Origin of the sequence: Nocardioides sp., assembly GCF_031397825.1 — a bacterium.
Taxonomy (GTDB): domain Bacteria; phylum Actinomycetota; class Actinomycetes; order Propionibacteriales; family Nocardioidaceae; genus Nocardioides.
Genome location: NZ_JANNML010000153.1, coordinates 1 through 4362, shown reverse-complemented (window position 1 = coordinate 4362; position 4362 = coordinate 1). Strand labels below are relative to the sequence as shown.

7 protein-coding genes are annotated in these 4362 nt (G+C 71.9%); 3 read left to right on the top strand and 4 right to left on the bottom strand.

Features of this window, described 5'->3' with window-relative positions; translation table 11 throughout:
• The coding region (locus RMN98_RS13555) for a hypothetical protein (protein ID WP_309649348.1) at window positions 1-532 on the bottom strand (532 nt) is incomplete at its 3' end.
• Between the two features lie 18 nt (window positions 533-550).
• Here RMN98_RS13555 and RMN98_RS13550 point away from each other — a divergent pair.
• Entirely contained in the window at window positions 551-709 is a 159-nt protein-coding gene (locus RMN98_RS13550; RefSeq protein WP_309649347.1) for a hypothetical protein, read from the top strand.
• A 10-nt stretch (window positions 710-719) separates the two neighbouring features.
• The gene (locus tag RMN98_RS13545; protein ID WP_309649346.1) at window positions 720-1637 is read left to right on the top strand and encodes a DUF1707 domain-containing protein; all 918 of its coding nucleotides are present in this window, start codon (window positions 720-722) and stop codon (window positions 1635-1637) included.
• 16 nt (window positions 1638-1653) lie between these two features.
• On the opposite strand, the gene RMN98_RS13540 is transcribed toward RMN98_RS13545, so the two are convergent.
• From RMN98_RS13540 to glgA, 3 genes are all read right to left on the bottom strand, one after another.
• On the bottom strand, window positions 1654-2322 hold the full coding sequence (locus tag RMN98_RS13540) for an EthD domain-containing protein (protein ID WP_309649345.1): 669 nt from the start codon (window positions 2320-2322) through the stop codon (window positions 1654-1656).
• Complete coding sequence (locus tag RMN98_RS13535; RefSeq protein WP_309649344.1) at window positions 2319-2735, bottom strand: hypothetical protein; 417 nt, start codon at window positions 2733-2735, stop codon at window positions 2319-2321. The genes RMN98_RS13540 and RMN98_RS13535 overlap by 4 nt, the downstream gene beginning before the upstream one ends.
• A 61-nt stretch (window positions 2736-2796) precedes the next feature.
• Window positions 2797-3984 (bottom strand): glycogen synthase, encoded by a 1188-nt coding sequence (gene glgA / locus RMN98_RS13530; protein WP_309649343.1) that lies wholly within the window; start codon window positions 3982-3984, stop codon window positions 2797-2799.
• Window positions 3985-4025: 41 nt separating this feature from the next.
• Between glgA and RMN98_RS13525 the strand changes: the two genes are divergently transcribed.
• The coding region (locus RMN98_RS13525) for a sugar phosphate nucleotidyltransferase (RefSeq protein ID WP_309649342.1) at window positions 4026-4362 on the top strand (337 nt) is incomplete at its 3' end.

Sequence of the window (4362 nt, the reverse complement as noted above, 5' to 3'; positions counted from 1 at the left end):
GGTCGTAGTAGTTGGTCGGCATCTGGTCGTCGAGCAGGCCCATGGCGGAGTACGTCGCCGCCACCACCTCGGCGCAGTACGTCAGCTCGGCGGACGCAGCCCGGCGTACCCGCCCGCGCGCCCAGCGCCCCACCAGCTTGGCTGTCGAGGGGAACGGCGTGCCGTCGAGGCGCGCGATCGTGCGCATCACGGCGTCCTCCATCTCCGGGGTGACCGTGGCGTCGAGCTGGCGCAGCCAGGCGTGCTGCTGGTAGCGGCCGGTCCACTGCTCGACCGCGGCCCGCAGGTCGTGCAGCTGGACGCCGCGGTGGTGGCTGTTGCTCCACACGTCGATCAGGCCCTTGCCGAGCTCGGCGTGCCACATCAGCGGCGGCAGGTCATCGATGACGATCGCCATGCCGACGTGGTTGACGGGCGCGTTGGTCAGGACGCGGATAGCGTGGTCGGCGGCCGAGTGGCCACGGAAGAGCCAGAGGTCCCCGGTGCGGGTCAGGTCGACCGCAGCGTCGAGGGTCAGGCGTGAGGTGTGCACGATGAAGGAGTCCTGTCGATGAAGCTGTGGAAGGTGCTCGGGATCGCGGGGCTGACCGGGGTCGCCGCCACCGGGGCCATCATCGCCCGGGAGCAGCGCAAGCGTGCGCAGGTCACGCCCGACGACGTACGGCGTCGGCTGCACGAGCGGCTCGCGGAGGCCGACCGCGAGGACTAGCCTGACCCCCGTGGAGCGAGTCAGCGACGGCGAGCGCAACGCCGCGATCACGGCCGTCGAGGCGGCTCTGACCGAGGGTCGGATCGTCCAGGCCGACCACGACCGCCGGGTCGACCAGCTCCGGCATGCGCACACGGCGACCGAGCTGCAGATGATCACCCAGGACCTCGCGCACCGCGGGCCGGCGCCGGCCTGGACGACCTACGAGCCTCCGCAGACGGGCACCAGCGGCGAGGCGACTCCCGCGCCCCAGGTCAGCTACGGCCCGCCGCAGGACCAGCTGGTGGCGGCGCAGGTGACGCAGATGCCTGGCTCGAAGCCGGCAGGGGCGTCGCAGGCCCTGGTCTTCGTCCCGATCATCTTCTTCCTCGTGATGGCGATCGGCGCGGGTGCGGTGATCCTCAGCGTGATCGGCAACGCCACCGACAGCTCGGAGGAGACCTTCGAGGGGGTCGACCCGTTCGACGGCTTCGAGGGCGCCCCGGGCCAGGGCACGGACGCGCCTGCGGACCTGTTCACCCCGGGCGGCTTCCAGGGCCTCCTCGACGCGCTGCGCGCCGAGACCGGGGGGACAGCGGTCTTCGAGGCGGTGCTCTACGAGGCGTACGCCGTGACGTCGGCCCCCGCCGAGCCCGAGGGCAGGCGGGCCATCAGCTACTACTTCGACGGTGAGCTGAGCGAGAGCACGAAGAGCACCTCGACCTACGACCGCTTCGACCTCTCCACGATCGACCCCACGGTCCTGGCCCGGCTGACTCGCAAGGCGCGCATGCTGATCGACGACCCGACCAGCTCCTACGTGATCGTGCGCAAGCCCCAGGACGGCTCCACGACCTGGCTGGCGGCCTACGCGTCCAACGAGTTCGGGGAGTCCAGCTATCTGCGGGCGGAGAAGGACGGCACGGTCGTCGACCGGTCCGTCAGCTGACCCAGGACCCGTCGGGTCACCGGAGCGTGTAAAGGTAGCGGCTGGTCGGCACCAGGTCGATGTCGCGGTCCGCGCCGATGCGCGTGACGCTGCCCATGAGCAGCTCGAGTCGTCGGGAGAGCTCGGCGTCGTCGCCGTCGCTGCCGTAGAACGCGTGCATGTCGGTCATGCCCTCGACCGGGAACAGCTCCTCGACCAGCGCGTGCTTGTCCGGCGCGTCGGGGGTGACGGCGGCGACCACGACGTTCTGGACGTAGCCGAAGGTCGCCTGTGTCGCGATCGCGATCGGGGTGTGGTCGACCAGCCAGCGGTGCAGCCACTCCTCGTGGGTCAGCTCGTCGGGCCGGCGCAGCACCGCCACGTTGGCGAGCCCCGCGCCGCGGGTGCCGTCCCAGGTCTCGGGGGGCTCGATCGGCCGCCGTTCCTCGACCTCCCACCCGGCGACGCGGCGGGCCACGGCCTCGAGCGCCGAGACCACGACGGCCGCAGGGCCGGAGGTCCACACGCTGACGACCGCCCCGATCGCGTCCCCCGTCGGGATGCGCATCGCCGGCGCGACGTGCTCGTCGTCGACGTTGACCTGCAGGCGCTCCGCGCCGGCCGCAGCCAAGGTGGCCCGCAGGTCGGGGGAGTGCAGGGCAGCGGACAGGTCGTCGCCCCACAGGGCGAACATCAGCTTGGTCACGCAGCCGAACCTAGGGCATCGAGGGGCACCGGCTGAAGCATCACGTCGTTCGCGACGTGCACCACCTCGTGGCGCACACCGGCGAGCCGGCACGCGGCGTAGAGCGCCGTCGCCCACTCCCGGTCGGCGGCGCTGACGCCGTCGCGTCCGGGGCGCGTGCGCAGGAAGGCGACGCGGCCGTCGGGGACCGTCTCGGTGGTCAGCAGCCGCAGGAGCTCGGCGAGGCTGGTCTGCATCGACTCGTCGAGGGGCTCCTCGGACTCGGTGATCTCCATGATCATCGGCGTCGTCGTGCCGTCGGGCTCGAGCAGGACCAGCCACACGCTGTGGCCGCCGAAGCCAAGCGGTCCCATGAGGGTGCGCCAGGCCTGCTCGAGGTCGGACTGGGTCTGGATCTTCATCTGGAGGGTCATGCCCCCGACGATCCCCCGATCCCGGCGATCGTGCGACCGCCTCTCCACAGGGCCGGTCGTGTCAGAGCACCGAGCGGTAGATCCCCACGGTGCGCTCGGCGATCGCAGGCCAGCCGAAGTGCTCGACGGCCCGCTGCCGACCCGCGACGCCCATGGCCGCCGCTCGCGACGGGTCGGCCACGACCTCGTTGAGCGCCGCTGCGAAGTCACGCACGTAGCCCTCGGGGTCCAACGGAGTGCCCGTGCCGTCGGTGGCCTGCTCGATCGGGACCAGCAGCCCGGTCCCGCCGGGCACGACGACCTCGGGGATGCCGCCGGTGGCGGTCGCGACGACGGCGGTCTCGCAGGCCATCGCCTCGAGGTTGACGATGCCGAGCGGCTCGTAGATCGACGGGCACGCGAAGGCGGTGGCCGCGGTCAGCAGCGCCACGACGTCGGGACGCGGCAGCATCTCGCGGATCCACACGACGCCCGACCTCTCGGCAGCCAGCGTCGCCACGAGGCCCTCCACCTCGGCGGCGATCTCGGGGGTGTCGGGCGCGCCGGCGCAGAGCACGATCTGCACCTCCGGCGGCAGCTGTGCGACCGCGCGCAGGAAGAGCGGCAGCCCCTTCTGACGGGTGATCCGACCGACGAACACGACCGAGGGACGGTCCGGGTCGACGCCCAGCTCGCGCACCCGGTCGGGCGCGACGATCGGCGACCACTGCTCGGTGTCGATGCCGTTGTGCACGACGTGCACCTTCGCCGGGTCGACGGCGGGGTAGGAGGCCAGCACGTCGTCGCGCATCGCCGCCGACACCGCGATCACCGCGGCGGCCGCCTCGTAGGACGTGCGCTCCACCCACGACGACACCGCGTAGCCGCCGCCGAGCTGCTCGGCCTTCCACGGCCGCAGCGGCTCCAGCGAGTGCGCCGAGACGACGTGGGGGATGCCGTGCAGGAGGGACGCCACGTGGCCGGCCATGTTGGCGTACCAGGTGTGCGAGTGCACGAGGTCGGCCCCGCCGACCGCGTCGGCGATGGCCAGGTCGACCCCGAGGGTCTGCAGTGCGGCGTTGGCGCCGGCCAGCTCGGGCAGGTCGGGGTACGACGACGTACCGGCCTCGGCGCGCGGGCCGCCGAAGGCGTGCACCCGGGCGTCGACGTCGGCGCGGGCGCGCAGTGCGCGCACCAGCTCGGTCACGTGGACGCCGGCCCCTCCGTAGACGGACGGCGGATACTCCTTGGACACCACATCGACGCGCACGACGATCACCCTAGGCCCCGACGTCCGGCTAGGGTCCAGACATGAGTGCAGCGTCGCGCAAGAAGGTCCTGGCCATCGTCCTCGCAGGTGGGGAGGGCAAGCGGCTGATGCCGCTCACGGCCGACCGCGCCAAGCCCGCCGTGCCCTTCGCGGGCATCTACCGGTTGATCGACTTCGCGCTCTCCAACGTGGTCAACTCCGGCTACCTCCAGGTCGTCGTCCTGACGCAGTACAAGTCCCACAGCCTCGACCGTCACGTCACCCAGACCTGGCGGATGTCGACGATGCTCGGCAACTACGTGACGCCCGTGCCGGCGCAGCAGCGGGTGGGCAAGCACTGGTACCTCGGCAGCGCCGACGCGATCTTCCAGTCCCTCA